This window comes from Sphingobacterium bovisgrunnientis (assembly GCF_009829085.1).
Taxonomy (GTDB): domain Bacteria; phylum Bacteroidota; class Bacteroidia; order Sphingobacteriales; family Sphingobacteriaceae; genus Sphingobacterium; species Sphingobacterium bovisgrunnientis.
This window is the reverse complement of sequence record NZ_WUQY01000017.1, coordinates 34,121-60,274: the sequence shown is the minus strand read 5'-3', so window position 1 is coordinate 60,274 and position 26,154 is coordinate 34,121. Positions and strand designations below refer to the sequence as shown.

The following is a 26,154-nucleotide window of genomic DNA, read 5'->3' as shown; positions in this document are numbered from 1 at the left end:
CAAATCCATCACGAAATGTCAGTTGGGTAATTAATGATGTCAATTGGGTTTACATAAGCACTTGGGTAATTAGATTAATAAATGGAGACTTAGGAAATTTACAATTCACAAAATACTCTACAATATGATGAACAAATTTAATTTCACTCCAGAAGGTGTAGAAAATTCAAATGCTTATTTCTACAGTCTAAGTAATGCAGAGCTGCAAGCTGTAATCCAGCAGGTTCAAACCAACATCAAACAATGGGTGATTGATTATTTCTACTTAAGTGTGGAACAAATCACTTGGATGAATAATTTGGATAATGAATTTCTTTTTTTATTATCCAATCAACTTGCCTTAACAATGGCGTTCAAACTCCCCTACTATTTAGTTAAACCTAAAAAAAATGATGGCACTACTCTAGGCGTTAAAAGAGGGAGTTCCCATAACCCTATCGATGTAAGCACTAATTCTGCTGGTGAAGTAATTGCTCATGGCAGTTTAACTTTTACTATCAGTTATTGATAACTAAATATTAATTAATGGATGTGTGATAACGTGCAGATTATAAAAAAATCCGCACGTTTATAAATATTCAGACATTCACATTATTATTAAACCCTCCTCAAGAGCATTCCTAACAAGTTATAAACCCTCCAATAATCTATGATTAAAATTCGCAAAAATAATCCCGCCTTTGTTTTTTTAATGAATTATTGGAAAAAACATTGCATCCTTGAAAATAGTCATTATTTATGGATTCAAAACCATATTGAAATTAAATCAAAAATTTCGAAAAACACAGCTATACATCTTTATGGTGAACGTAGCAAAGTCGTTTATTTCGTATGCAAAGGAGCACTTGCCCGCATTCATTATGACAAAAATTACAAATTGCATATAGACCACATTGCCTTACCCGGCATGGCTCTCATGAGTACAATTCATATTTATAGTAACACTTTATCTGAAGGTGACATCATTTCCATTCAGCCAAACTCCTCATATATCATCATAAAATACAAAGATATACACCAAGGAATACAGCACTCTCCTGAACTGGAAACATTGATTAATATATTTTCTAATAAGATCAAAAAACAGATAATAGCATTAAATGTAATATTACACGAATCCACGCCACTAGAAAGATATTGTCGCTTTATAAACTTACTACCTGAGCTACATCAACTTTTAACACAATCAGAGCAATCTTCCTTACTTAACATTTCTAGAAGAACAATACAACGCATCCAATACGGCTTCCTGAAAGGAAATAAAATATAAAATTAGCGTCATAGCCGACGCCGTAACAGTTTTAGATGTTGTCATAGTTTTGAATTAAGAAAATTCTTTAAATATGAACATCAAAAACTACAGAAAAAAATTCGCCCTATTTAAGATTAGGGTCACACCCTCCTTATTTAAAGGACTGGTAGACCCTAATTTATAAAATGCTTTACCTGTTCTTCGAGCATTAAAAAATAGAAGGACATTATTATTAATCACTAAATTTTACATATGAAAAACATAAAATCAAATCTAATAGCAGGGATAACAGCTATCACTCTATTATTCGGTGTATTCATTGCAGTGAAAGCTATGCAGAAGGATACACACAAGAAGGACCAACAAAAAATAGTATCAGTTACATGGTATTTTAATGGGGCTGTTGATAACGATCCGACAAATCCTGACAATTACACCTCAAATCCACCAACTACTCCTTGTGATGATACACCAGAGCAAATTTGTGAAATACTTGCACCCAATAGTAGTGGTAAACCTGATATGTTAGCACCATCAGCCGACAATCCCTCTCAGACTGTGCAAGATAAAATTAATGAGGCACACCAGTCTATAACTGATCCTAATCAGTCACCTACGTTAAACTCTACTGTAACAGCATTCCGTTCATTGTAATTCTAAAGGCGCCAAAGTAAATGGCGCCTATTAAGTAATTAATTATATTGGATTTTGAATATATCCACCCCATTCCATAATAGGTAATGGAATGGGGTATGTATATTGAATAGCATTAGGCTCAAGTTCGTAAATGGTCGTGTCACCTTGAAAATATATTTCTCTTCTTAGTATAGTTTTAAAATTATCTTCCGTGTTAAGTCTTCTTAAATCAGACCATCTTAATCCCCGTCTTACTAATTGTTTTCTACGCTCCATCAAGATGGTATTTATTAACTCTAAATAATTGGTCATCGCATATGTAGTAAATAAGTCTTTCTTCCATCTTCTTTCCAGTAGGTAATTAAGTAAATTTCTTCCTTCTGGAATATTCCCTAAGCGTGCTTCACACTCTGCTCTTATTAAATAAAGTTCATCCGTACATATACCGGCAAAATAAGACGAACTTCTACCACTATAATACCCTTTAAAAGTAATATCTCCAGCTGTGGATTTAACAAAATAAATCTGTTTACGTAAATCATTATCATCATACAAATTGTATAATGATGAAGGAATGAGTGCACGTGCAGCTGTTAGTAACAATCCTTGCGAGGTAAAACTATAGTATATTACTTCCTTATTAAAAATACCTAAAGGAAAAGCGCTTGTTGCATTTAGGTTGTTATAATCTAATAATTCGTTATTATATGAAAGCGCGTTTTTAGCTGCTTCATTTGCCTCATAATAATTCTGCATTAATAAATACAATCTTGACAATGCTCCATAGGCCGCTGCTTTCGATGGCCTTGTCGTCACTTCCACCTGATCAGGTAATAAATCAACTGATTTTGTTAAATCATCTACTATTTGATTATATGTTTCCTCTAAAGTTGATCTTCTTATATACACATTGAAATCAGAGGTCAGACGAAGGGGTAAACCTAAATCATTTTTACTCCCTATGGCATCATAAGGTTTACAATAAATTTGTGCTAAAGAAAGAAACGCATAAGATCGAACAAATAAAGCTTCGCCTTGTAATATTTTCTTTAACTTCTCATCGCCAGTAATTCCACGTTGCAATGATTCTAGGACCACATTACAAAGCATTATAGTTTTGTAGGGACTACTCCAACTTGCAATTTCACTTCTATTTTCATTTTGCTGCCAAGTGTAAATAAGTTGTTCACCTTCAGGCCGAGATCTCAAAACGTCTGGTTTGACAAAGATATCGTCATTCCCCATCTCCAATAATGCTGGGGCATATCGGTTAATCTGATCTTCATTGTCAAGTAAGGCTCTTAAGTCTTTGACTGTTTCCGGTACAGCAAAGCTACTATTGGATTTTTTATCTAGAAAATCTTCGCATCCCACTAAAATGCTCGTTAGGCTACAAAAGAATATTCCAAAATAATATTTAAAATTTTTCATTGTAAAATTTTTAGAATTTAACATCAATACCAATACTATATCTACGTGATGGAGGTATGTTTAGATAATCGGGATCAAACTTATCATCTGTAGACTTCCATAATAAAGCGACATTATTTGATGTTGCTAATATTGAAACTGGATACTTTTTACCCTTATAATCCCACTTGTAGGTATAGCTTAGCGATACATCTTGAAGGCGAATTAAATCTCCTTTTCTAATATTCGCTTCTGAAAATGCATAAAATTGATCTCTTATATTATTGGCAGGATATAACATGGATGGCACTGTAGTAGTTAATTCATCACCAGGATTTTGCCAGCGCAATGCATAATCTCCATGGGTATACCAACCATTAAATAGATTCGTATAATTGATGGTTTGTTTTTGATAATAGTGTCCAAACTTATAATTTATAAGGAATGATAAATTAATGTTTTTCCATGCTATTTGTTGCCTAAGAGATCCATGATAAGGAGGTATTCCTGTTCCGTAATAAACAGCATTATGCAATGAATCATTGATCATCTTTTGATATTCTTGCGATATCTGCCCCTGAAAAGTTCCTTGAGGACTTCCTGTTAATGGATCTAGACCTGCGAAATTTAAGGCTAAAACTGGGTATAATTGTTTATCTGGTAAAGGCCTTAACAATTTACCTGCGCTAGTCATATAACTTCCAGCGTTGGAAATATTTCCATAATACTTTTTAACTACATCTTTAACTGCTGAAAGAAATAGAGTTGATGATAGATTTACCGCTCCTAAACGATGTCTTGTCCCCAATTTGATATCAAATCCATTACCCGCTAAAACACCTATGTTTTGTCTAATACTACTTAGGCCTACTGTTGGGTCTATATTTTCAGTTGATAATAAATCTGTGGATTTTTTATTAAAATATTCTATTGACCCGTTAATTGTTCGATTTAGAATTTCGAAAGATAGCCCCAAGTTAATCATGCGCACATCTTCCCATTTCAGCGAAGGATTAGGTAAAGCAGTTACCATTGCTCTAGGAAAAGTGGTAAGACTAGTGCTTGAACCAGAAGAATAACTGATAAGCGGTAGACTTGTTGCTACTCCACCGGAATTACCGCTATGCCCATACGTACTACGAATATTTATAGCATTTATCCAATTAACCTTTTCCATAAAAGATTCTTTATGCATTGCCCATAATAAACCTGCAGACCAGAGTGGATTCCATTTATCATTGGTATTCACACCAAACAGATTAGAAGCGTCTCTTCGAGCTGAAAACGTGGTGGTGTATCGATTTTTATACGTATAGGACCAATTTGTAAAAAAAGAAACCAGACGTCGTGTAGTTTCATTTATTCCATCAACATTAGGTATACGCGAGTTACCACTTAAACCATCATAAATAGGGTAAAAATTTAGGAAATCCACTTGTTGATTCGTCATTAATAAAGGATCATATCCATAAGCTGTATAACCAGATTGATTCGTAATTACTGAAGATACTTCACCTCCAGCAATAGCAAAAAATATGTGCTGTTTATCTTGTGAACTTTTATCAAATTGGATATTACTACGAAACTTATGACTTTGCATTTTAGAATTACTCAATTGATTTATCCCCCCTAAAGGAATAATATACTTTGGAATACCATTGTTAAACTGTGTATATCTATTGATTAAATTTCTAGTATAAAATGATTCTTCTGTGCGTAGAAATTGACTGTCACCCGTATAAGTTTGATAATTATACAAGCTATTAATCTGCAAGAAATTAGCTATTTTGTAGTTTAACCCCGTTTGAAATTCAACTTGCCTTCTATTAGAATTATTTATATTCTCACCCAATTCATTCAATGGTATAAACCGCCAATCTAATAAATCAGTATTTTCAAGAAGCCCTTCTATATACCTACTATTTAATTGATAAGGTAGGACTTGATTAATACCATTTTCATCTTTCAATCTTGCGTAAGGATATATAATACTCTTTCCACCACCAGGTGAGAAATTATGATCTAAAGGTAGTAGATCTTGTTGTCCATTGACATGTTGCAATGTTAACCTGGTTGATAAGGAAATATGGGATGATAACTTTAATTCATTTTGTGCATTAATTGAAATGGTATGGTCCTTATCCCCTATTTTTTCTCCATGCGTACCATTATAAGAAAGTGATAATCTAAATGCAGAACCTTCATTTCCTTTACTCATAGATAGGTTATATTGTTGGAGATACCCTTGTTTATAGATATATTTTTGAACATCATCCAAAAAGTTTATCTCGCGGAAATGGCTAATATTTGATTCTAATTGATCACTGGAAATATGACCATTTCGATGATCAAAGAGCATATCTACCACGGGAGAGAATAGAGTTAATCTAGTATTGATGTTATTATAGCTTGCATTGTAGAACCCTTTATCAAATAACATCCGTTCCACATCAATAAATTCACCTGAAGACATTCGAGAGATATGATTAATTCGAGGCTTATCAGCTATGGATAAATTAGATGTTAATCCAATATTAAGTGAACTAAGCTGTGGCTTTTTAAGATTAATAACTATAACGCCATTACCAGCACGGGCTCCCCAGATAGAAGCCGCCGCTGCATCTTTTAAAAAAGTAACGGAAGCTACATCATTGGGATTAATATCTTCTATATTTCCTTCATAAGGAAAATTATCTACTACTATAAGAGGCCCCATCAGAATTTCTGACATTGTATTTATACCCCGTATATTAATTTTTGTATCTCCTGATCTTTTATCAAACTGTAGACCCGATACTTGACCTTCTAGCTTATCTAAAATACTAGAAGACACTCTTTTATTTAAATCCTCAACGTTTAAATGCTCAAAACTTCCTGTAGCTCTTTCCTTTGGTAATACTGTATATCCGGTATGTAATACTTCTACTTCTTCAATGGTATTACTTAATGAATCCAGCTGAATAAATAAAAAGTCATCATTAAGAAATACATCCACTATTTTTCTCTCATAGGATAGATGACTTAAATATATTTTTCTTACTTCATTGTTTATTGATAAAGAAAATTCTCCTTTATCATTAGAATAGGAAGTATTTTCACCGTTAGTTCCAGAAGAAATTTTCACCTGCGCTATCGGAGTTTTCGTACTATTTGATATTATGCCTTTAATTAAAATTTGCCCCATAACATTTGTTACAGATAGGAGTATAATGCAGGTAATTACTAATGTTGTTTTCATGGTCGATCAATAAAAGGTGCTTTATAATTATGATCTAATAAATTTCTATAGGTACTTAATTGATAATACCCTATGTTATTAATCCATACATAATGTGGGTAAATATGGGATTGGAAAAGAGTGTGTAGATAAGTATCCTCTATTATAGTTGAGAGAATTTCGATGCCATGCCTTTTGAATATTCCTTTACTCTCCAATAACTTTAACTTTTCATAAGTATCTTTCGTTTTTTTACTATTTACCATGATCACTATAAGATCATTTTTGAATTCCTCTGCAAAGGATTTTATGTCCTTTTGGTGTAGTAAACATCTTGAGCACCCTGAAAACCAAAAGTCCAAAACAACCATTTTCCCTTTATGCTCTTCTAAGGTTTTTCGAATTGTATCTCCATTTACATAAAAAAGATGTTCTTTGGTCCAAAATTCATTGGGTACTTTTGAACCAACACGTAACGATGTAACTGATTTTGGATTATCCTTTTCTTGAGGGTTTGTTTGTCCCATACAAACTGAACTCAAAAGAATAAGAATTAAAATATGGAAAGAATAGGTGACTGTATTTAATTTAAACCTTGTAATTATATAATTAATATTTTTTAATACATAATTTAGAGAAATATCAATATAACTTACTATATTCACATCATACTTCTCTGTTTCAGCATATTTCAGCTTGACCTGATACTCAAAAATCTGCGAAGCTAAATAAGCAGCATATGATTCAACATCATCTAGTCTATATTTTTCATCTTCCTTATCAAAATCATCCTTTTCAGAATAATTTAAATTACTTGTAAGATTAAACACAGTCGGATTAAAATTCTTGGGAATAGACAGTACTCTCCCCTCCTTGTAAAAATTCTTCATTTTTTAGGTGGTAATAAATAGTTAAGAGAGCTTAATTAAAATAATACGCACATATATTGCGATATACATCAAGCTTTCAAAAATTCATAAATTAAATGCGAAAAACGAACTAAACGTGTCTATCCTTTGGAAATCCCATTGGTATTACTATGATATCAACAACACGAATTCGCAATTGCAACCATGAAATGGTAGCAATCAGCTTCCCCAAATCTACTCGGGAGCAGAAATAATGTTTTTGTAAAGTTGCTTTTTCATAACTCGTTTATATTGGTTAACGAGTCTTGGGAAAGTAATCTTGGTAAATGTGGGACTACACGCCGTGGTTGCGAAAAAGTTTCTGAAGCCTAACGTAACACGGACTAACAGTAGGCCCACATCTACCCTATTCAGCAAATATAATAAAAGCTTCCTAAGTATAGATATGGGTATTTAAACTACTGTCTTGCGTTACGGCTTCAGAAATGCAACCGCAAGACTCTTTATTTTAAACACCTGAGGTCAAATTTATATCTGACTATCAATAACCAAATATAAAAATATTAATTAATAAAAAGAAATTAATTGCGGAAAATTAATTGATTTTAGACATTCTTTTGTAGTTATGAAAGCTTATAATGCTAAAATAACTACCGCAAACATTAAGAATTACTTTAAAAATAGTGGATTAACAATAGAAGTATTTGCTAATGTGTTAGATGTATCCAAAAGATGGTTAGAATACATTTTCTCAGAGAATGATAAGTATGAATTTACCCCAAAAACCATTCAAAAGGCTTGCGAATTTTTTTCTACCGATTTTAGAAAGTTTACTACTGAAATACAGCCAGTACCAGACGATTTAAGAGTAATCCTTAAAAAAAAACACTTAAGAAATATTGAATACACTAAAATATTATCAGATGCTCCTTCTATTCCTTTCATTATAGATAAAATTTTGATAATAGATGAAGAGTTTACTAGTAGTCAAGGTATAGAATTAAAATATATAAAAGAAATAATATGGAAATATTATCCTGAATTAAAGCTTACTAATCTATCAAGTGATCTACAGAAGTCTGATTTTATTGAACATTGGCCACACCCTACTAAAAAAAATACAAAATTGTATATGAAGAGATTAAAGACCTAGCTTCCACCAGGTCTAACAAATTATTTAGTACCACGTTTTGGTGGTTTCAGCCAAATGGTATTCTCTGGCGTGGATTTATTATCACAACGACGCTGATCCGACTTTATTATAAGAGCTTAAAGTAAAACTATACATTTTACCATTAGCCATCAAACCTCGTTTGGAGAGTATTATCTAATTTAGTATATAATCAAAATCATCCAATTAAGGTAAATGCTAATATTGTAGCTGATCTAAAACTGAAGTCCAGCTTTATCATTATTAAGCCTGTTTACCTTAGGGAACTATTTAAACCATACCAATGTAATCAAATACCCGTTAATCTCTGAATAATAATATTGCTCAAATAGAGTATCGTTGTAAAATTCATTAATGAACCATATATCGGAATCAACTTCTTCAATTTCAGAAATATAATGCCCATAACTATGATTTGCAAATGAAATTGATCTAGATTCTTGAGGGAGAGTGGAATTAACTTTAAATTTGAAACCTACCTTTTGAAAATCGCTACTTTTTGAAAACCATCTTATAACACGATCTTTTGAAATGATAACCATAAACTCTCTAGAACCAATCTCAATAAATCTAAGAATAGATGCCATAATACTCACTTGAAATAAATTGGAAAGAGTTTCAATTAGAGTAAAAGAAAATTGCTTTCGAGCGCAGGCTTGCTTAAATAATGCTTCAGGCATTAACAGGCAACTAGCAAAATAATCTGCCTCCAATTCTATTAAGTCTTTATTTAATAGCCCATTTTTAGATTGATGGGAAGTAATCATGCCATACTTCATGGCAATTCGATGCTCATCAATAAGGTAATGTCCCAATTCATGGGCAAGTGTAAAGCGCCCTCTTTTGGAGCTAATAGTATTTCCTTTATCTATATTTATATGAATATGAAATATCGAGTCAATATAAACTAACATACCATCAAAAGTATTTTCATAATGATCATAGTATAAAGAAAGCTCTTCATATTTGGCAATTTTTATTAAATTAACTCTATGACCTTCAGTAAAATCTTCTGACACATAATTTGCTAAGTTATTTATCCGTTTCTTCCGGTGAAGACTGATTTCCATTATCTTGGTTTTTTTTCATTTTATTAAAGATATGATCAGGTAAATCTTCAAGACCTTTTCTTGCTACCATTTTAAATGCATCCATCACATCTTGCTCATTTTCTTGTTTGAAAATATTCGACAGTGGAAACTTTCGGACCTCATTATTTATGATTCGATCTAAAGAAACTGTTGAATCTTTAATCTCAATATTGAAAAAAAGTTTATCAAAGCGATTCAACTCAATCTCATTACGAGGAAAAAGATAGCCGGTAGAGCATAACCATTCGGTAATATGCTCTGGATTTTCAAAGAGATTATTTTTTTGTTCCATAAATTTCAATTATTTTACCGACGGTTTCTAATGCTTCCTTTTTATAAACTCTGATTGATGTTTGTGATAAGTCAAGCTCTTCTCTAAGTTTTTTAAGCAACTGACGTGGTAATTTTTTACCATCTCTTTCGTAACTACGATAGGTTAAGTAAATAATTTTGTGTTTTGTACTCAATCGTTGCAACGCTTTGTCTATCAATTCTGTTGTAGCTTTTAAATCTTTTAGCTTTTCTTTTGGTATTTCCATTTTTTCTAAATCTGGAAATTCTAAAACCAGCTCTTCTTCTCCAAGATAAGGATCCTTCTCACCTTCCAATCTTTGACGATCCACTAATAACCGTTGTGCAATCCTATAAATATAAAACAATACGCACTGATTAAGATTTACGCTTTTACATTGTTGAGCATTAAATAGATGTGCTTTTTTCCAAAATTTATCTAATGCCTGTTCTGATAAAATATCACCATCTTCCTTGCTGTATCCCCATTTAATCGCAATAACTCTGCATTTTTTGGTTAAATCTGCTTCAAATCTTATAAAAAATACCTTGAATGCACATTCAGCTGCTTCATAAAAATGTTTACGACCTTGAATATATTCTATTAAATCTGCTGTACTTGAATCTTCTAATTCCTTCCAATCCATAAGGATATCTATTTAGGTATACGCAAAACCGTTAGTAACGCTTTTCGTAGTTAATAATGACCAGCAGTTAAGACAAAATAGTTTGTTAATGCTAGTTAAAAATAACAAAATATTTTTATAATATGGAGAAATCAACACAAAAACAAAAATTTAAAATCCTATCAATTGATGGTGGAGGGATAAGAGGTCTTATCCCTGCCAAACTCCTTGCGGAGTTAGAGGCTGAACTTCAAAAAGAAGAGCCTGAAAAGAAACTTTACGAGCACTTCGACTTAATCTGTGGTACTTCTACTGGAGCTATATTGGCAATTGGTATTTCACTGGGTATACCTGCAAAATTTTTGGCCAAATTTTATGAAGAAAATGCTGAGCTCATTTTTCCTCGCTTTGTGTTCAAATTCATTCCTCAAAAAAGTCGGGCATTATTAAATGCCATTTATAGCAATAAAAAATTGCTTAAGAAACTTCGTGAAGTGTTTGCTGAGGCCAACGGTGGTGAAGATCCTTTAATAAATGATTTAAAAACCAAAGTCTGCGTCCCAGCCTTCAATGGCAATGATGGTGTAATAAATGTTTTTAAAACAAAACATCATCTTGAATACAGACGAGATTATAAAGTTCCTGCATACCATGTGGCCATGTCTAGTGCTTCTGCCCCTGTTTATTTTCCACCCCACTCCTTTTCGTTCAAAAATGAGCATGGTGAAGGTACAAACATCAATATGATCGACGGGGGTATTTTTGCTAATAACCCGGCATTAATTGGTGTTTTTGAGGCAACTGATAAACTTGATATACCTATTGGTGATATATCAGTTTTATCATTGGGAACGGGGCAAGGAAAACAAATTATTAAACGCTCATGGCGACCTAAAAATGTATTTGACTGGTTGTTTCCAAATCCTAAGTTAGTTGATCTGGTACTCGATACACAGGCACAGATTACAGAACAATATCTCTTATTTCTCCAAAGGGCCTTAGGGAAAATGGGTAATACTTTTGCGCATTTACGCATCCAGCATGACATGAAGGGAGATAACATTGAACTTAATTCTTCAAAAAAGAAACATATCGATCGAATGAAGTCTATTGGCGAGGAACTAGCGAAAAATCGAATAACAGAAATTTTAAACTTTATAAAACAACAATAATATGGCAAACTGTAATAGTTTATTTTTGGATTATCATAGTGATATATCCATAGGATCAGTAAAGAACAATAAAATGAAGAATTCAAAAGAAGGTCTTCGCAAACAAATCAGAAAATGGTTTAAAGATAACCATCCTGATTATGTACCACAATTTTACATTCAGGGTTCATATAAAATGAAAAATGGAATAAGAACTGAACAAGACATCTGTGATTTGGATGATGGCATTTATTTCTTCCGAGTACCAGATGTAACGGCATCAACAATCAAAGATTGGGTTAGACAAGCTGTTGATGGATATACGGACACAGCAGCAGAGAATAGAAAAAAATGTGTACGCACTATTTTTGTAAATGATTATGAAGTCGACCATCCTGTGTATTACAAAATTGAGGGTCAAGAATATAGAATAGCTGTAAAGGGAAATGGATGGGAAGATAGTGACCCAAAAGCTTTGGTAGATTGGTTTGTATCAAAAAAAGATAAAGATGGCCGTTTGATTAGAGATATTAAGTATTTAAAAGGATGGGCCGATGATCGTCCGTTCAAAATGCCTAGTGGATTAGCTTTAACAATTTTAGCAACGAATGCAAAGGAAAAAATTGTATTAAATGAATGTGATGATATTACGCTCAGAGACATTCTTAAAGAAATTAAAAAGGCATTAACCAGTAAATTTACTTGTATTGTGCCTGCAACACCAAATGATAACTTGCTCGAAGGTTATGTAAATAAGGATAAATTTTTAGAAGCCTTAAATAATTTCATTACTGATGCAGATGAAGCAATTCGTTCGAATAACCAAAGAACAGCAAGTAAACTTTGGCGCAAACATCTAGGAAATCGATTTCCTTTGGGGGAAGATAAAGAAGAGAACTTAGTAAGAAATGTAGCAGCTGCAGCAATAGGTGCTAGTACATCTATCCCATATGGCCATGAATAATTCATATCTCAAATTTGCAGAAGAAGCAACCCATACTATAAGTAATTTTCCCGACCTTAAATTATTAAGTCGGGAAGATTCTCTTCCATATTTAGAAGGAAAGATCGACCTCCTGGATGAAAACGGTATACCATATGACTCGTATTCTGTAAAAATCTTATGTACCATAGATTATCCAAATAGTTTTCCTGTAGTCAATGAAACAAATGGAAGACTTCCACACAATATAGATTGGCATGTGTATCCGGATGGTCACTTTTGTATATGCACTCCTGCGGAGGAATACATCCAATGCAGTAAAGGCATTACCTTATTGGGTTTTATTCAAAATCACTTGGTTCCCTATTTACATAATCAAGTTTTTAGGGAATTAGAAGGTTATTACTTAAATGAGCGATCTCATGGGAAAAAAGGTGTCTTAGAATCTTTATATACTATGCTTGGTACAACTAACGCTGATAAAGTATTAAAAATTTTGGTATTCATCTATAAAAATGAAATTCCACACCGTACTTCCAAATGTTTTTGCGCAAGTGGAAAAAAATACAGACACTGTCATCGTGAGTCCTTTATCTATTTTAAAGCAATTGGACAATCTCGTTTAAAATCTATTATTAAATCTATTATTTAAGATGGGAAATTAATCCAACTTTTAGCAATAATTACCCCGCCACTCAACTGGCTATCGAAACGATTAAATCAAAACCTTTCAAAAAGAATATCTGATTAAAAAAATGAAATATAATTTACCAAGATTTCTACCCTGAACTAAATAGTACATTGACTGATATATGATGTATCTACAGTTATATCAATTAACTTTCTAGGGATAATAAAATTCTTGTAATCCTCAATATCTAAGTTCTTAGGATTAAATATTCCCAAAATGGATGTTTAGACAAGATTTCTAATATATCTTTTACAGCATTCATCATTAAAAAAAATACATTATATTTTATGACAAAAAAGAATAGTTTATAATATATTATTGTCCCAGAGAACTATATAAATCAAAAACAGAACGGATTTCATCTCCTAAAACTCAGAACCACCTTCCGTTTATCTCTTTCCTAAATCAAGTAGCCAACCAAAGCCATCTTCTGCCAAGTAATACAGCTACAATATAACTCTTAAAGATATCTCTTATTTTCCATAATTCTAATTTAAACATTAATAGTTATGGAAGAATTAAACAAAGCAAAAACAGAATCCCCAGAACAGCTTTTGGATATTTTATTGGTGTTGGATAAAGAGAAAATGAAAATACAAGCTGTTAAGAGCATGGATCAAAAAGGAAGTATGAAAATCGTAGATCCTACGAAAAAGAACCAAAATCAATTTTTACGTGTGGACAGACACGGTGATTTCTTTTTTCAATTTTTTCTCCAATTTCTTCAGCCAATTGAAGAACCCAACGAATTTTTCCTTTTTCAAAGTTCCTGAACCTATTGCCCTTGACAAAGCAAAGGAATTGCAGAAACAGGTTGATAACCCAACTCCTGAAGGCGAAAAAACGATGAAAGAACACGAAGTAAAAACCAACACATCAGAGAATAATAAACAAGAAAATAAAAATGATATGGCAACAACACAAACAACCGAAACGGCAAACGAATACCGTTACAAACCAGAGCAGATTGATTGGGACACCATGAAAAATCTTGGATTAAGTAAGGAATTCCTTGAAAAAAGAAACTTGCTAGATCCTTTACTAAGAGGTTATAAAACCAACGAATTGATACCCATAGGCGTTAATCTTGGGAGCTCTATCATTCGCACAGATGCCCGCTTGTCTTTACAGCAAAACGAAGAAGGAAATGTAGTCGTGGCAATTCACGGTATTAAAAAAGAACCAAATCTGCACTTTGAATTTTTCGGACATAAATTTACAGATGAGGACAAGAAAAACTTACTCGAAACTGGCAATATGGGACGAGTAGTTAATCTGACCAATTCTAAAACAGGAGAACAAATGCCCTCGATTATCAGTATTGACAGGTTGACCAATGATGTAATTGCTTTGCGGACAGATTTTATTAAGATACCAGATGAGATTAAAGGTGTTAAACTGAACGAAGAGCAAAAACGGACCTTAATGGAAGGCAAACTACTCCAATTAGATGGTATGATTTCAGCAAAAGGAACGGAGTTTTCAGCAACTGTACAGTACAATGCTGATAAGCGCTATACCGAATTCTTGTTTGATCGCAGTAACAACAACAAACAAAATGTTCAACAAAACAATACTCAAAGTCAATCACAGGAAGTACCAAAAACATTTCGTGGTAAGGAACTGACAGACGAGCAATACAAAGATTTCAAAGCAGGACAAACCATTTATATGGCAGGACTTGTCGACAAAAAAGGACAGACGTATAACGGCTACATCACGTTCAACAAAGACACCGGAAAAACAGGTTTTGAGTTTCCAAATCATTACAAGGAAAGAATAAAACCTACCGAAGCCCACAAAACCCAAACTGCTGTTAATTCTCAGGGAAAAACCAACGAGGCCACCAAGAAGATCAAAGAACCTTTAAAATCGGGACAACAAAGACCTAAGAATGAAAAGCAACAGCAAGAACAAAAAGCACCTGCTAAATCAAAAGGTAGAAAAGTAAGTTAATTATGAAGACAATAATCGCAGAGAAACCAAGCGTAGCAAGGGAAATAGCAAGCCTGTTAGGTGCATCCGACAAGAAGGATGGCTACCTGACGGGCAACGGCTATTTTGTTACCTGGGCATTCGGTCATTTAATAGGATTGGGAATGCCCGAAGATTACGGAATTTCAGGTTTTGATAAAGCATCGTTACCTATATTACCAAATCCTTTCGTACTTACTGTTCGTAAGGTCAAAAAAGATAAAAGTTATTCCACGGATACTGGAGCATTAAAGCAACTCAAAATTATCAAGGAATTATTTGATAAAAGCGATAGTATTATAGTCGCTACCGACGCTGGTCGTGAAGGCGAATTGATATTTAGGTACATCTATGAATACCTGAAGTGTAGCAAACCCTTTGAACGTCTTTGGATCAGTTCGCTAACTGAAAAAGCCATTAAACAGGGTTTTGATAACCTTAAAAATGGAAAAGAGTTTGACGGATTGTATCATTCGGCACAAGGAAGAAGCCGTGCCGATTGGCTTGTAGGTATTAACGCCACACAAGCTTTGAGCATCGCCGCTGGTCATAGTGTTTATTCTTTAGGCAGAGTTCAAACGCCAACACTGGCTTTAATTTGTAAACGATATATCGAAAACAAGAATTTTTCCATCAAAAAGTATTGGCAAATTCAGTTAGTATACCAAAAGGAAGACATTGAATTCAAAAGCATATCAAAAAACAAATGGGAAGAACAGAAACTCGCTAATGATATCCTCAAATCTGTTCAGCGTATTGGTGCAGCTACAATTACATCGATAACAACTAAAAGTATAGCAGAGCAACCACCGCTACTGTTCGACCTTACTGGATTGCAAAAGGAAGCCAATAAAAGGCTTAATCTTTCTGCTGAAGAAACCCTAAACATTGCTCAAAGTTTATACGAAAAGAAGTTTATTACGTACCCACGTACGGGAAGTAAGTATATTCCGGAAGACGTGTGGGTGGATATTCCAAATCTTGTTAGAGCGTTGCAAGACAGAGAAACGTGTAAACAAGCTGTATCAAAAATGAAATGGAGACACTTCAGTAAGCGTATAGTAAATGATCTACGTGTTACTGACCATCATGGATTATTGATTACAGATAAAATCCCTTCGGCACTGAACGCAAAGGAAAATGCGGTTTATGATTTAATTGCCTTTCGAATGCTCGAAGCGATTGCACAAGCTTGTATCAAAGAAATAACGGACGTATCATTGGAAGTGTCGCATTATGATTTTATGTTGAAAGGTTGTAAAGTAATTGAAGCAGGTTGGCGTGGTATTAAAGGTAATTTCTCGGATGATGAGACGGAACCTATACAGGATCTACCCGAACTGAAAGAAGGCAATGAACTGAAAATAAAGGAAGCTGTCGTGTTGGAAAAGAAAACAAAACCTCCCGTACTTTATACCGAAGCAGGATTACTATCTGCAATGGAGTCCGCAGGTAAGGAAATCGAAAATGTAGAAGAACAGAAAGCTTTGCAACATATTGGCATAGGTACACCTGCAACAAGAGCTTCTATTATTGAAACACTGTTTACTCGAAATTATATCCAACGAGATAAGAAATCACTCATCCCTACTGAAAAGGGGTTGCAAGTGTATGAGTTGGTTAAAGACCAGAAAATTGCAGATGTGGCAATGACTGCCGAATGGGAATTGGCTTTGCAGAAAATCGAAAATAACGAAGCTGATGTCGATTCGTTTCAAAAGGAAATGGAAACGTATGCTTCAGTGATTACAAATGAACTGCTACAAAGTTCCATTACTCAAAAAAATCTACCTAAACTTATTTGTCCGAAATGCAAAAGCCAACAACTGATTATCCGTGATAAAATAGTCAAATGTCCTGAAGAGGTTTGTGGTTGGTTACAATTCCGTAATGTTTGCGGAGTTCAAATCGGTATTTCCGACATTGAAACCCTTATCAATAAAGGTAAAACATCATTGATTAAAGGAATGAAAAGCAAATCCAGAAAGAAATTTGATGCTTACATCGTGTTAGATACCGATTTCAAAACATCCTTTGAATTTGATAAAAACAAAAGCTACAAACGCAATGGAAAATAAGCCGACAATTGTTCCGAAAGAAATTAAAAGCTTGATTTATACCATACGTGAGAAACAAGTGATGCTGGATAGTGATCTTGCAAAAATTTACCAAGTGGAAACCAAAGTTTTCAATTAAGCCGTAAAACGAAATGTAGATCGTTTTCCTGATATTTTTCGCTTTCAATTGACACAGGACGAATTTGACATAATCAACTTGAGGTCACAAATTGTGACCTCAAGTTTGAATTACGGTGGTAGACGTTATTAACCATTTGTATTTACTGAACAAGGAATTGCCATATTGAGTACGGTACTTCGTTCTGATGTGGCAATAAAAGTCAGTATCGAAATCATGAATGCTTTTGTAGAAATGCGTAGAATAGTTACCAGTCATGCTTCGTTATTTCAGCGTTTTGATTACGTAGAATAAAAACAATTACAAACCGACCAAAAATTTGAGGAACTTTTCAAAGTCCTTGAAAGTGGTAAACTATATAGAGAAAAAGGTATTTTCTACAATGTACAAATTTTCGAGGCTTATACCTTCGTTGTCGAGATTATCCGTAGTGCCAAAAGCTCTATTATCTTGCTGACAATTACGTAGATGATACGGTACTAACTTTGTTGAGGAAACTCTATAAAAAATACTTGAGACAATTGAAAATGTACAATCCAATAACACTATTGTGGTGGCTTGGGTGACTAATAAAATTATTTAGATACGCCAATACAAAAGATAATATAAAACCAAGTATCATAATAGAAATCCTCTCAACCAATGATTTTACAAATTCCGAATTTAAAATATATCTAATAGATTTAGTAAATTAGCACCTAAATATTGAATGAAAAATTATAATGAAACTAAAAGATAAAATATCGCTTGAAAAAGTATTTGAAAAAGAATACAAAATCAAACCTGTTGAATTGGAAAACAACAAAGAAGCGATAATTACACACTTCTTACATAACAGTAAAAATGGTGTTTCACAATTTTTCAAAAAAGATGCAGTAAAGTATACACGAGAAATACTAGAGTTTAAATATCCTGAAGAGGAAATTACAAATATTTTAGCAGAAGAAGCATTACAAAACGGTATTTTTGATATTAATGAGGTTCCATTCCCTCCTATCAAAAATCCTAAATTCAAGTTTATTGATTTATTTGCAGGAATTGGCGGCTTCCGTTTAGCAATGCAAAATTTGGGAGGAAAATGTGTTTTCACTAGTGAATGGGACAAAGAAGCAAAAAGAACTTATAAAGCAAATTTTGGTGAAAGACCTTTTGGTGATATCACAAAAGAAGCGACGAAATCATTTATTCCAAATGGTTTTGATTTGCTTTGTGCGGGGTTTCCTTGTCAAGCTTTTTCAATAGCGGGAAAACGTGGGGGCTTTGAAGACACAAGAGGAACTTTGTTCTTTGAAGTAGCTGAAATCATAAAACGAAAACAACCGAGAGCAGTTTTTCTTGAAAATGTAAAAGGTTTACGCAACCATAACGGAGGAAAAACATTAGCTACCATTTTAAATGTGCTGCGAAACGACTTAGGCTACTTCGTACCCGAGCCTCAAATCATCAATGCAAAAGATTTTGGTGTACCACAAAATAGAGAAAGAATTTATATTGTAGGATTTCATCCAAGCACAGGAGTTAATGAGTTTTCGTATCCAAAACCTTTAGACAAGAAAGTAGCATTTGCAGACATCAAGGAAAAAGAAGTTCCAGCAACAAAATATTTTTTGTCTACTCAATACCTTAAAACTTTAGTCAATCACAAAGCTCGACACGAAGAAAAAGGAAATGGATTTGGATATGCAATAATTCCTGACGATGGAATAAGTAATGCAATTGTTGTTGGTGGAATGGGTAGAGAAAGGAATTTAGTTTTAGACCACAGAATTACTGATTTCACGCCTACAACGCACATAAAAGGAACTGTAAATCGTGAGGGTATAAGAAAAATGACACCACGAGAATGGGCTAGATTACAAGGATTTCCCGATCATTATTTAATTCCTGTTGCAGATGCTTCCGCTTACAAACAATTTGGCAACTCTGTAGCAGTTCCTGCTATTCAAGCTACCGCAATGGAAATATTGAAAACTATAAACCTAATATAGGATATGTTGAAAGGTAATAAAGGAGAATGGAGTGAGATATATGTTTTTTTAAAGTTGCTTGCCGAAGGTAAACTTTATGCCGCAGATGAGAATCTCGATCCCATTGCTACAATCTACTATCCACTTATTAAAATTTTCAGAAAAGAGGGAACTCAAGAAAGAGAGTATATTTATAATGGAGAAATTAAAATTGTAGAAGGTACAAGGGGAGATCTTTTATTTGCAGTCCCAACCATTCAGTTTGTCCACTATTCCCAGATTTTATTGGATCTTTTAAAATCGACTGACGGTAGATCAATGGTATTCCCTATTATTGAGGAATTTTTATCACTTATAGATGTAAAGCAAGTCAAGATAAATAACACTGACAAGTCCGACATCCAGTTAATGGTGCACGATCTGAACACGGGTATGTCACCCAAACTTGGTTTTAGTATCAAATCGATGATCGGAAAAGATTCAACCCTCTTCAACCCTGGGGCTGGTACAAACTTTATTTATAAAATAAAAGGTGCTACATCTGAAAATTTTGATCTTGTTGATTTTAATTCAAGTACATTATTTGTACCTAAAGGCTCAAAAGTAAAATCGAAAATAGCGCAAAGGATAATATCTTTAGAAAATCAAGGTTACGAAGTAGAGTTTGACCATATACAGTCAGACAACCTCACTTTGAATCTGCAATTGATTGATGGACAGCTTCCAGAATTACTAGGTCAGATGGTATATCTTAAGTATAAAAATGGAATCTCTAATACAAGACATTTGATAGAAATGTTGAAGGAAATAAATCCTTTACAATATGACCAAAGTAAAGGACATCCGTTTTACGAAGTAAAAATCAAAAATTTCCTTACAGAATCAGCACTTGGCATGACGCCAGAAACTATCTGGACGGGAGTATATGATGCTACTGGAGGAATCATCATAGTTAAAAGAACTGGTGAAATTGTATGTTATCATATTTATAATCGCAAAGAATTTCAAGAATATTTAGTGCACAATACGCGACTTGAACAAGCTTCTACTAGCGAAGATGATACTAATCCTGGGAATGTCAAAGCTGGAAAAACAAAACCTTACAAATTCGGATGGGTATATAAAGAGAATGAGGATTATTTTATCAAATTAAATCTACAAGTTCGATTCAAATAATTATCCCCTTAAAATTGACACTATTGCATTTTTATTCTTTTTGGCTTATTAAGAAGATCGTATAAACAACAGGATTCTTCATACAACCACCACTCGCAAACTTATTATGGCAGACATGAACAATTTTATGACCAACAATTCAGAGATTATATTGAAAATTCACGAATCAAAGGTTTGCAATAAGTAATTCTTAAAAGTGTATAATTTACCCCTCATAATCTCAAAAAACAACAAAAAAAATCGACTATAGTAAAAAATACGGCATACCCGAAGCGAGGCTTGAATCTATATTGGCAATGTCCAAAAAGTCCGATCAAAGTCTTTCAAATGAACATGAGGATATATATCCGAAGATGTTCACCAGTTGTAGAAAAGTTCATAAATAAAGCTTTCTGGAAAACCAAATCCTTGGAATAAGGAAGACTTAAAAATATCACCTTGAATATATAAAAGTAAGTAAAATCTCAAAAAACGATAGTCTTACAATAGTATACTTAGATCATGATCCTATAATTATAATGACGATAGAAATTAACTATAATAAACAAAAACAAATTCACAGATGTAAAGTAAAAATTCTAAAAACTCTAAAGTAAACAATCGTTAAACATCAAACTTAACTCTCTCTTTGCACCAAATAGTGTAAATCAGGATCATTCTTAATACGTTCTGTTTCGGCTTCGACTATCTGAATAACATCTAATTTTATCTGTTTGTAATTCGCATCGATATCTTGTTTCATATTATCAGCTCCGTTTTCATCAGCAAAAGATAATATCTGCGGTATATTTTGGTAGGCTTTGGTTTCGGCGGCTACCTTTTCATTGTCTACCACAATTTCAGCGTGAAAGATCTTTTGTTCGATGCGTTCATCAAAATTATCGGAGATCGCTCCAACAAACATACCCTGTGTAAGTGTAGAGATTTTGGAAGCTGGTATCAAGCTGTCTAATTGGGTAGAAATTGACGTAGATTTATCATTTCGGTTGATCGTCATACTCTGTCTTTTTTGTAACACTTTTCCAAAACGTTCAGATAGGTTTTTGGCAGTTTCACCCACAACTTGACCCGAGAAAATATTACCAACAGTATTCTGAATTACTTTAGCTTCTTTATCTCCGTAATCACGTATTAATTGAGAGTAATCCTGAAAACCCAAACAAACCGCAACCTTATTACTTCGAGCTGTGGCAATCAAATTGTCTAATCCTCTGAAATAAATGGTAGGTAACTCATCAATAATAACCGAACTTTTTAATTGTCCTTTCTTATTGATGAGTTTTACAATTCGGGAATTGTACAAGCCTAACGCTGCCGAATAAATATTTTGACGGTCGGGATTGTTACCTACACAAAGTATCTTTGGTTCTTGTGGATTATTGATATCTAATGTGAAATCGTCACCTGTCATTACCCAGTACAGTTGTGGGCTAATCATCCTTGATAGTGGAATTTTTGCCGATGCAATTTGTCCTTGTAATTGATCTTGGGCACCACCTTGCAATGCATCCATAAATGGCGATAAATAGTTTTCTAAATCGGGATATGTCGTCAAAATGGTAAATATGTCTGCATATTTCTTGTTTAGCAATTCAATAGCATGTGGGAATGTGCAATACTTGCCGTTCTCATAAATTTTAAGGTACCAAATAATGGCAGCTAAAAGGATAATTGGAGATTCCACAAAGAAATCTCCCTGCTTCTGTATCCAACTACGATTCAGGTTTAACATGATAGTATAAGCCGCTTCGTAAGCATCAGATATATCTGTCATAAAATCAGGATTGAGTGGATTGCAACGATGGCTTCTGCGTGGATCATCGAAATTTATCACGTAAAATTTAGGCGGAATTTTATATTTATCCGAATGCTTCAGTAAATGATTGTAAGCTATAGTCGAAAGGTCATCGAATTTAAAGTCATAAATGTACATACTAAATCCCTTCTCGATATGCTGCTTGATATAATTGTTTACAACCGCATAAGATTTTCCGGAACCAGGAGTTCCTAATACGATGGTTGCCCGAAATGGATTAACAACATTGATCCATCCTTCATTCCATTTGTCTTTATAATAAAACTTCGTGGGTAGATTGACAGAATACTCGTTTTGCATCAGTTTAGTTTCCTGTTGAAAACTCTCGTTTTCATTATTGAAAACATCGTTCATTAGATTAGTACGAAGTAATCGGCTCATCCATACACCTGCCATTAGTAAAGCGATATAACCTAACGAGATTGTAAGGATATATAGAAAAGTGCCCACCGTAGAAGATAGTTTTAATAATGCTGTATTCAGAAAGAACAATACAAAGCCAATTCCTAAAGCTACATAAATCTTAGCCCATGTTATCTTTTCATTCTTTACGCCCTTTGTACCTAAACAGCTTAATGCCAACAATATTAAAGCAAATACTTTGGTATAAAGTGTATGAGCAAACAGACCAACTGTCCTATCAAAATTCCCTAATATTTTATTGATGATTTCTAATGTCCAACCTCTTTCTAAAAAGAAACCGTAACAAAACCAATAAAGATGCATTAGTACCAAAAGGATACTCACTGTACGCATAAAATCCATTATCTTGGCTAATCCTCTTAAATCTTCTTCTCCCTGCATTGTTTTAATTTTAATGTTCGGACGTGAATTTAAAGGCTCTGAATAGAGGGTAAAATAATATGGTAGCGTTTGGCATTCAGGGGCTATATTTGGCAAAAAAAATCTTTTTTACGGAAAACCGTACAATACGCATTGGTATAATTCTTATTTTTAAAGAAACTTAAATAAATATTTTATGGAAGAATTCGACGAAAGTGATTTAGTCAATAATGACTATGAAAACACAACAACAAAAGGTGATGATCCTAATTATACAGCAATTCGTGATCGTGAGAGAGTAAATAAAAAAGAGCTTTACGAAGTTGTTTACTTTTGTAATGCGTTTATGGAAAAACATAACTTAAAAAACAAAGCTAGTTTTCAAAAAGTTGAAAAAATAATTCGACTTCCTGAAGCAAGTGGAGTTGTGATGCGAGATAAACTAAACCAATTTGTTGTTGATATGTGGAACAAAATTTAAAAATTCAAACCATTAAAATGTAAATAGCAGTTACTCGTGGCTGCTATTTATTATAACCTTTTTTCTTTCTTTTCTTCATTCTATTTGCAAAATCTTGTTCCTCGTAATCTTCACTTTGTGATTGTAGAATTAAACCTCCCAATGCTTCAATCAGACCATTTTGGTGTTTTTCAATATTTAGAAAATCGAAAAAATGATGTGGCTTTTCATCAGGTAAATGAAGGGCACTATCAGTGTTTTTTTCTGATTGTAAAACATCAGTTGTTTCAATATTTGGTTTAATATCATTGTTCCAATAATCATTAAAAACATTGGCGGAAAGTTCCTTGCCCAAACGTGAACCGTTCCAAACCGCTTTTGAATTATGGTCGATAAAAGTGATGCCATAGATACGATTTTCATCATTTCTTCGGATTACAACATTTATACCTTGCTCGCCTAACTGTTTCTTAAAACTCAATTCGTTACTAGTGCTTTCAAGAGCTTTGCTAACAGCAACTTTTAGTGTTTGCCTACTTGGATCCTCTTTCAAATTTTTTTTATTTTTTTCAAAATGCATTTCCAAAGCAGATAATCCTCCTGTCTTTCCGAAAAGTGAAGCCTTGAATGGATGGCCGGCTCTTTCGCCTTTTTCATTCAAGGGAATGTATAATATTCCTTTTTGTATCTTCCCTTGCAATTCGACTTCTACTTTTTCGGTGGTAATGTGAAACAACGAAAGCAAAGCATTGTATTCGCCTAAAGTTTGGTATTTATAATAATTTGGTAAATGACAAATAACGGATGCAATTTGACTTTTAATATCACCTGCTCTATAATCCACTGGACGGAAAATCTTATCTTTCTGCTTACGTTCCTTGTCTGTTGCTGGTATCAAATTATGTTTTCTTTCCAACTCTCTGCATAAGTTCATTGATCGCATTTTCTCAAATTTGTCCGAAATTTTTTTACCATTCTCATCCACACAAACCGATACGATATGAATGTGACTACGGTCTATATCGGTATGTTTAAAGACTATAAAAGGCTGTTCACTATAACCCATTTCCTGCATATATTCCTGTGCCATTTCCCGAAATTTATCATCACTCACTTGATCTTTCGGATCTGGATTAAGCGAAATATGCAACGTATGTTTTTCTGTATTTCGGTTTGCAATCAAATAAGGTTCAAAAGCTTGAGTTAATTGAGCAACAGAATATACTCCGTTTGGTGTTTCGATTATCTTATTTGTGAACAGAATTTGTCCGTTTTCCTTCTCTACTTTCAGATTATTATAAGCCAATGCACCGTACAGATTTTCACCTCTTCTGATTTTTGATATCATTTTAAATGACTGGTTTTCAAGTATTTTACTTCAAATTCTTCCGTTAATTGAACGACTTTCTTACACAGCATTGCCATTTCAGCTGTCTGTTTTTCCAATTTATTAAGGAATGCCGCTGCTTTTTTCTCTGAAAAATGACGGTATAACAGCTTTACAATTTGATTGTAATTCACTCCTATGGCTCGAAATTGACTATGAAAGGAAGTCAATCGCATATAATAATCGACCGTTCCTTTATCAATTCTAACCGATTTCATCTCCTTTCCGAACACTTGAGATATGATAAACTTGGCTTTATTGGGCATTCCTGATGCTTCAAAAAGCGTCAAAAGTTTAGCATTTTCCTCATCTGTCAAACGGAAAACATGGCGGTTGGTACAGGGGTTAAGTTTTGGCTTGCGACCGCCCTTATTCTGTTTATTGTTATTACTCTCATTCATCACTAATCCATTTATAATTTACACGAAAAGCCGACTTCGGAGGATTTTTCTTGCTCCCTGCAAGGGCAAGTTGTTTTGAGGCACTAAACTCGATTTCGAGTGCCTCAAAACACAACTTGCCGTGTTCTGGTGAACACAATAATCCCGATAAATCGGGATTTAAAGTAACAGGGAAAAACGGCTCGATAGCCGTTACTGTTACCTCCGTTTTGTCAAAAACATTAAGCATATATCTGTTAATAAAATTCATTACACAAAGTAAAGCTCTCTTTTTTAAACGATTGCACTATACCATAGTGCCAAACACTGCTTTTGAACACCAAACACTTCCACGTATCAATTGGCAGGTCATTCATTCGCTTTATTTGCCTTATAGTTTTAAGACAGGTAGTAAAAAATGTATTGTAAAAAGAAAGAAGGTCGGTTTTGTATATAGGTAGTTTGGAGTAAAAGCATAAGGTTTTAAAAGCATAAAACTATAAAAGTGTAAAAGCATAAAAGCGGTAAAGCATTTTGCCTTTTGTGAAGTTTAGCATTTGCCCAAAAATACATCTGACAAGGCTGTAAGAAAAGCAAAAAAACATATGGGTTTATTCCTGACAAACAATGCTAGAATAAGGAAACACAGAAATATTCAATTGCAGGA

Annotated in this window: 24 protein-coding genes and 1 pseudogene; 15 read left to right on the top strand and 10 right to left on the bottom strand. The window is 33.6% G+C overall.

Annotated features, from left to right (window positions below):
- Positions 1-124 precede the first annotated feature (124 nt).
- The 3 genes from GOQ16_RS09900 (at position 125) to GOQ16_RS09890 (ending at position 1,906) form a co-directional block, all read left to right on the top strand.
- Complete coding sequence (locus tag GOQ16_RS09900) at positions 125-508, top strand: hypothetical protein (RefSeq protein ID WP_160069123.1); 384 nt, start codon at positions 125-127, stop codon at positions 506-508.
- 141 nt (positions 509-649) lie between these two features.
- A complete protein-coding gene (locus tag GOQ16_RS09895; protein ID WP_160069122.1) occupies positions 650-1,270 on the top strand; it encodes a Crp/Fnr family transcriptional regulator in 621 nt (206 codons plus the stop codon).
- Between the two features lie 234 nt (positions 1,271-1,504).
- A complete protein-coding gene (locus tag GOQ16_RS09890) occupies positions 1,505-1,906 on the top strand; it encodes a hypothetical protein (RefSeq protein ID WP_160069121.1) in 402 nt (133 codons plus the stop codon).
- Between the two features lie 42 nt (positions 1,907-1,948).
- Here GOQ16_RS09890 and GOQ16_RS09885 read toward each other — a convergent pair whose 3' ends face one another.
- From GOQ16_RS09885 to GOQ16_RS09875, 3 genes are read right to left on the bottom strand one after another with little or no spacing between them, the layout of a single operon-like run.
- Entirely contained in the window at positions 1,949-3,319 is a 1,371-nt protein-coding gene (locus tag GOQ16_RS09885; RefSeq protein ID WP_160069120.1) for a RagB/SusD family nutrient uptake outer membrane protein, read from the bottom strand.
- A gap of 10 nt (positions 3,320-3,329) precedes the next feature.
- Positions 3,330-6,482, bottom strand: a complete 3,153-nt coding sequence (locus GOQ16_RS09880) for a SusC/RagA family TonB-linked outer membrane protein (protein WP_160069119.1) — start codon at positions 6,480-6,482, stop codon at positions 3,330-3,332.
- 50 nt (positions 6,483-6,532) lie between these two features.
- The gene (locus GOQ16_RS09875; protein WP_160069118.1) at positions 6,533-7,405 is read right to left on the bottom strand and encodes a TlpA family protein disulfide reductase; all 873 of its coding nucleotides are present in this window, start codon (positions 7,403-7,405) and stop codon (positions 6,533-6,535) included.
- Positions 7,406-8,009: 604 nt separating this feature from the next.
- Between GOQ16_RS09875 and GOQ16_RS09870 the strand changes: the two genes are divergently transcribed.
- Positions 8,010-8,537, top strand: a complete 528-nt coding sequence (locus tag GOQ16_RS09870; protein ID WP_160069117.1) for a helix-turn-helix domain-containing protein — start codon at positions 8,010-8,012, stop codon at positions 8,535-8,537.
- A gap of 284 nt (positions 8,538-8,821) precedes the next feature.
- Here the strand turns inward: GOQ16_RS09870 and GOQ16_RS09865 are convergent, their stop codons facing one another.
- From GOQ16_RS09865 to GOQ16_RS09855, 3 genes are read right to left on the bottom strand one after another with little or no spacing between them, the layout of a single operon-like run.
- Complete coding sequence (locus GOQ16_RS09865) at positions 8,822-9,625, bottom strand: ImmA/IrrE family metallo-endopeptidase (RefSeq protein ID WP_160069116.1); 804 nt, start codon at positions 9,623-9,625, stop codon at positions 8,822-8,824.
- Positions 9,588-9,938 carry a hypothetical protein gene (locus tag GOQ16_RS09860; protein ID WP_160069115.1) on the bottom strand — a complete coding sequence of 117 codons (351 nt, stop codon included), beginning with the start codon at positions 9,936-9,938 and terminating at the stop codon, positions 9,588-9,590. Before GOQ16_RS09860 ends, GOQ16_RS09865 begins: the two co-directional genes overlap by 38 nt.
- The gene (locus GOQ16_RS09855) at positions 9,922-10,584 is read right to left on the bottom strand and encodes an RNA polymerase sigma factor (protein WP_160069114.1); all 663 of its coding nucleotides are present in this window, start codon (positions 10,582-10,584) and stop codon (positions 9,922-9,924) included. Before GOQ16_RS09855 ends, GOQ16_RS09860 begins: the two co-directional genes overlap by 17 nt.
- 122 nt (positions 10,585-10,706) lie before the next feature.
- Here GOQ16_RS09855 and GOQ16_RS09850 point away from each other — a divergent pair, with 122 nt between their 5' ends.
- From GOQ16_RS09850 to GOQ16_RS09815, 10 genes and pseudogenes are all read left to right on the top strand, one after another.
- Positions 10,707-11,735 (top strand): CBASS cGAMP-activated phospholipase, encoded by a 1,029-nt coding sequence (locus GOQ16_RS09850; protein ID WP_160069113.1) that lies wholly within the window; start codon positions 10,707-10,709, stop codon positions 11,733-11,735.
- A 1-nt stretch (position 11,736) separates the two neighbouring features.
- A complete protein-coding gene (locus GOQ16_RS09845) occupies positions 11,737-12,678 on the top strand; it encodes a CBASS cGAMP synthase (RefSeq protein WP_160069112.1) in 942 nt (313 codons plus the stop codon).
- A complete protein-coding gene (locus GOQ16_RS09840) occupies positions 12,671-13,309 on the top strand; it encodes an SEC-C metal-binding domain-containing protein (RefSeq protein WP_160069111.1) in 639 nt (212 codons plus the stop codon). The genes GOQ16_RS09845 and GOQ16_RS09840 overlap by 8 nt, the downstream gene beginning before the upstream one ends.
- A gap of 548 nt (positions 13,310-13,857) precedes the next feature.
- Positions 13,858-14,121, top strand: coding sequence for a hypothetical protein (locus GOQ16_RS18415; RefSeq protein ID WP_240141001.1), 264 nt, complete (start codon positions 13,858-13,860; stop codon positions 14,119-14,121).
- The gene (locus GOQ16_RS09835; RefSeq protein WP_240141000.1) at positions 14,081-15,304 is read left to right on the top strand and encodes a DUF3945 domain-containing protein; all 1,224 of its coding nucleotides are present in this window, start codon (positions 14,081-14,083) and stop codon (positions 15,302-15,304) included. Before GOQ16_RS18415 ends, GOQ16_RS09835 begins: the two co-directional genes overlap by 41 nt.
- Before the next feature lie 2 nt (positions 15,305-15,306).
- Entirely contained in the window at positions 15,307-17,400 is a 2,094-nt protein-coding gene (locus GOQ16_RS09830; protein WP_160069110.1) for a type IA DNA topoisomerase, read from the top strand.
- A pseudogene (locus GOQ16_RS17900) lies at positions 17,390-17,650 on the top strand (ORF6N domain-containing protein). Before GOQ16_RS09830 ends, GOQ16_RS17900 begins: the two are co-directional and overlap by 11 nt.
- 33 nt (positions 17,651-17,683) lie before the next feature.
- The gene (locus tag GOQ16_RS18015; RefSeq protein WP_262886250.1) at positions 17,684-17,812 is read left to right on the top strand and encodes a hypothetical protein; all 129 of its coding nucleotides are present in this window, start codon (positions 17,684-17,686) and stop codon (positions 17,810-17,812) included.
- Positions 17,813-18,240: 428 nt separating this feature from the next.
- The gene (locus tag GOQ16_RS09820) at positions 18,241-19,506 is read left to right on the top strand and encodes a DNA cytosine methyltransferase (RefSeq protein WP_160069109.1); all 1,266 of its coding nucleotides are present in this window, start codon (positions 18,241-18,243) and stop codon (positions 19,504-19,506) included.
- A gap of 3 nt (positions 19,507-19,509) precedes the next feature.
- Entirely contained in the window at positions 19,510-20,661 is a 1,152-nt protein-coding gene (locus GOQ16_RS09815) for an HpaII family restriction endonuclease (RefSeq protein WP_204987459.1), read from the top strand.
- Between the two features lie 616 nt (positions 20,662-21,277).
- On the opposite strand, the gene mobC is transcribed toward GOQ16_RS09815, so the two are convergent.
- A complete protein-coding gene (mobC, locus tag GOQ16_RS09810; protein ID WP_160069108.1) occupies positions 21,278-23,281 on the bottom strand; it encodes a conjugal transfer protein MobC in 2,004 nt (667 codons plus the stop codon).
- A gap of 175 nt (positions 23,282-23,456) precedes the next feature.
- On the opposite strand from mobC, the gene GOQ16_RS09805 reads away from it, so the two are divergent.
- The gene (locus tag GOQ16_RS09805; protein ID WP_160069107.1) at positions 23,457-23,741 is read left to right on the top strand and encodes a hypothetical protein; all 285 of its coding nucleotides are present in this window, start codon (positions 23,457-23,459) and stop codon (positions 23,739-23,741) included.
- Between the two features lie 43 nt (positions 23,742-23,784).
- Here GOQ16_RS09805 and mobB read toward each other — a convergent pair whose 3' ends face one another.
- From mobB to GOQ16_RS09790, 3 genes are read right to left on the bottom strand one after another with little or no spacing between them, the layout of a single operon-like run.
- Positions 23,785-25,068 carry a conjugal transfer protein MobB gene (gene mobB / locus GOQ16_RS09800; protein ID WP_160069106.1) on the bottom strand — a complete coding sequence of 428 codons (1,284 nt, stop codon included), beginning with the start codon at positions 25,066-25,068 and terminating at the stop codon, positions 23,785-23,787.
- A complete protein-coding gene (mobA, locus tag GOQ16_RS09795) occupies positions 25,065-25,508 on the bottom strand; it encodes a conjugal transfer protein MobA (protein ID WP_160069105.1) in 444 nt (147 codons plus the stop codon). The genes mobB and mobA overlap by 4 nt, the downstream gene beginning before the upstream one ends.
- Positions 25,501-25,758 (bottom strand): hypothetical protein, encoded by a 258-nt coding sequence (locus GOQ16_RS09790; RefSeq protein ID WP_160069104.1) that lies wholly within the window; start codon positions 25,756-25,758, stop codon positions 25,501-25,503. Before GOQ16_RS09790 ends, mobA begins: the two co-directional genes overlap by 8 nt.
- Positions 25,759-26,154: the final 396 nt, after the last annotated feature.

Excerpts from the sequence above, each read along its gene's own strand:
- GOQ16_RS09900 (WP_160069123.1), top strand. The coding sequence starts at position 125 with ATGATGAACAAATTTAATTTCACTCCAGAAGGTGTAGAAAATTCAAAT.
- GOQ16_RS09895 (WP_160069122.1), top strand. The coding sequence starts at position 650 with ATGATTAAAATTCGCAAAAATAATCCCGCCTTTGTTTTTTTAATGAAT.
- GOQ16_RS09890 (WP_160069121.1), top strand. The coding sequence starts at position 1,505 with ATGAAAAACATAAAATCAAATCTAATAGCAGGGATAACAGCTATCACT.
- GOQ16_RS09885 (WP_160069120.1), bottom strand. The coding sequence starts at position 3,319 with ATGAAAAATTTTAAATATTATTTTGGAATATTCTTTTGTAGCCTAACG.
- GOQ16_RS09880 (WP_160069119.1), bottom strand. The coding sequence starts at position 6,482 with ATGGGGCAAATTTTAATTAAAGGCATAATATCAAATAGTACGAAAACT.
- GOQ16_RS09875 (WP_160069118.1), bottom strand. The coding sequence starts at position 7,405 with ATGAAGAATTTTTACAAGGAGGGGAGAGTACTGTCTATTCCCAAGAAT.
- GOQ16_RS09870 (WP_160069117.1), top strand. The coding sequence starts at position 8,010 with ATGAAAGCTTATAATGCTAAAATAACTACCGCAAACATTAAGAATTAC.
- GOQ16_RS09865 (WP_160069116.1), bottom strand. The coding sequence starts at position 9,625 with ATGGAAATCAGTCTTCACCGGAAGAAACGGATAAATAACTTAGCAAAT.
- GOQ16_RS09860 (WP_160069115.1), bottom strand. The coding sequence starts at position 9,938 with ATGGAACAAAAAAATAATCTCTTTGAAAATCCAGAGCATATTACCGAA.
- GOQ16_RS09855 (WP_160069114.1), bottom strand. The coding sequence starts at position 10,584 with ATGGATTGGAAGGAATTAGAAGATTCAAGTACAGCAGATTTAATAGAA.
- GOQ16_RS09850 (WP_160069113.1), top strand. The coding sequence starts at position 10,707 with ATGGAGAAATCAACACAAAAACAAAAATTTAAAATCCTATCAATTGAT.
- GOQ16_RS09845 (WP_160069112.1), top strand. The coding sequence starts at position 11,737 with ATGGCAAACTGTAATAGTTTATTTTTGGATTATCATAGTGATATATCC.
- GOQ16_RS09840 (WP_160069111.1), top strand. The coding sequence starts at position 12,671 with ATGAATAATTCATATCTCAAATTTGCAGAAGAAGCAACCCATACTATA.
- GOQ16_RS18415 (WP_240141001.1), top strand. The coding sequence starts at position 13,858 with ATGGAAGAATTAAACAAAGCAAAAACAGAATCCCCAGAACAGCTTTTG.
- GOQ16_RS09830 (WP_160069110.1), top strand. The coding sequence starts at position 15,307 with ATGAAGACAATAATCGCAGAGAAACCAAGCGTAGCAAGGGAAATAGCA.
- GOQ16_RS09820 (WP_160069109.1), top strand. The coding sequence starts at position 18,241 with ATGAAACTAAAAGATAAAATATCGCTTGAAAAAGTATTTGAAAAAGAA.
- GOQ16_RS09815 (WP_204987459.1), top strand. The coding sequence starts at position 19,510 with ATGTTGAAAGGTAATAAAGGAGAATGGAGTGAGATATATGTTTTTTTA.
- mobC (WP_160069108.1), bottom strand. The coding sequence starts at position 23,281 with ATGCAGGGAGAAGAAGATTTAAGAGGATTAGCCAAGATAATGGATTTT.
- GOQ16_RS09805 (WP_160069107.1), top strand. The coding sequence starts at position 23,457 with ATGGAAGAATTCGACGAAAGTGATTTAGTCAATAATGACTATGAAAAC.
- mobB (WP_160069106.1), bottom strand. The coding sequence starts at position 25,068 with ATGATATCAAAAATCAGAAGAGGTGAAAATCTGTACGGTGCATTGGCT.
- mobA (WP_160069105.1), bottom strand. The coding sequence starts at position 25,508 with ATGAATGAGAGTAATAACAATAAACAGAATAAGGGCGGTCGCAAGCCA.
- GOQ16_RS09790 (WP_160069104.1), bottom strand. The coding sequence starts at position 25,758 with ATGAATTTTATTAACAGATATATGCTTAATGTTTTTGACAAAACGGAG.